Raw genomic sequence first — 1,568 nt, forward strand, 5'->3', positions numbered from 1 at the left:
TGATATATCTCCCAATTTGTGTAGGGCTTATTATGCACGCTTAAAAATAATAAAAGCAGACTTGACCTGATAGTTTGGCTGTGAGCAATTATGTGCTTAGTGCATCTAACGTTTGACGTGAGGGGCCGCCGTAGCGGCGAAGCCGCGAAGGGAACCCGCAAGCGCAGCTTGTGGGCGGTCCCTCTCGACGGAATGGTTAGATGCGACCGTTTTAGTGAACACTTGCCTTAGATAGCAAGTTGAGCACAGCAACGCCGCTGATAATGAAGCCGACACCAACAAATCCCCACATATCTAGTTTTTGACCATGCAAAACCCATGCAATCGCAGTGACCAAGACGATCCCGAGGCCCGACCAAACTGCGTAGGCGATTCCAACAGGAATCGATTTGAGTGTCAGCGACAGGAAATAAAAAGCAGCAGCGTATCCCGGCTCGACTACCTGATCGAGTTTCGAAGATTTCCAATTCAGTAGGAGTTCCGATCCACGGTTCACTAATCTTTCCGTGGACGGTAAAATCTTTGAAAGCCTTTCTACTGTAAACGACAGTGCAATGCATTTTACTACGCTCAACTATACCATCTTTCGGCACTTTCAATGCATTAGCTAGTTCAATCAATTTATCTTGTGTATCTGTGGAGAAATGTACCCCAATATACGTACCATCCTTCCCTAATGTTGTAATTTTTGTTTTCTGTTCTAACAAAATTTCTGACAAATGTCGTCCCATTGTATTATCCTTTAATTGTGTGGGTTTTTGTTTCCAAATATATTATGAATATATGTATTAAATATTAGTCCACCGTCGCCCACTTTCTTTTCATATAATTGGAAATTATTTAATAACTTCTTATATGGGAAATGACGATCACATCCATATGTCCCCGGAATTTGTGTCATATAAACACAATCCGCCAGTTGCAGCCCTGATGAAAAAATACTCTCACCCCCTATAAAAAACACATCCCCTTGTATATTATTTGAAATATCTAAAGCATCATTGATACTGGTTGCAATATGTACGTTGTCGTACTCATATGATATTGGGGTACTTGTTACTACAATACACTGCCTATCGGGTAGAACTTTCTTCCCGTTAGCATATGTCAAAAGGTCGTCAAAGGTCTTTCGACCCATGATACATACATGACCTTTTGTAGTATTCTTAAAAAACTTAAAATCTTCTGGATAATGCCATGGGATTTTGCCATCTTTACCGAATCCGTATTCCTCGTCCACTGCTACAATCAAATTAATCGTTCTCACTACATACCTCGTTGTTACTCTTCTTTAAACTATCAACATCTAAAGATCGTGCTTCACTTATATAGAATAGTTGAGTATAGGAAGTATAAACCACCTTTTTGCTCCTCATCCGAAGTATCTTACCTGAAATTCCCTCACTCGTTTACCGCTCAAGCCCCAATTTTAACTGCCGGTCCAGCCTAAACCGCTCTCATATACAGGACCTTAAGAAAACACTTCATTTGAAATTCCTTCTAAGGTCCTGTTCTGTATCGATTTTCGCTGCTTGGTTCGACGGGCATTTTTCGCCAAGTAAACGGCA

General features: G+C 40.9%; 1 protein-coding gene and 2 pseudogenes. All 3 read right to left on the minus strand.

Annotated features, from left to right (window positions below; all coding sequences use genetic code 11):
• Positions 1 to 211: 211 nt before the first annotated feature.
• A pseudogene (locus PG883_RS23415) lies at positions 212 to 442 on the minus strand (DMT family transporter); the annotation flags it as partial.
• A 52-nt stretch (positions 443 to 494) separates the two neighbouring features.
• Positions 495 to 731 (minus strand): annotated as a pseudogene (locus PG883_RS24005) (hypothetical protein); the annotation flags it as partial.
• 11 nt (positions 732 to 742) lie between these two features.
• Complete coding sequence (locus tag PG883_RS23420; protein ID WP_219983454.1) at positions 743 to 1,267, minus strand: dihydrofolate reductase; 525 nt, start codon at positions 1,265 to 1,267, stop codon at positions 743 to 745.
• Between the last annotated feature and the right edge of the window lie 301 nt (positions 1,268 to 1,568).

The sequence above is a fragment of the Aeromonas sp. QDB25 genome (assembly GCF_027707725.1).
GTDB lineage: Bacteria > Pseudomonadota > Gammaproteobacteria > Enterobacterales > Aeromonadaceae > Aeromonas > Aeromonas caviae.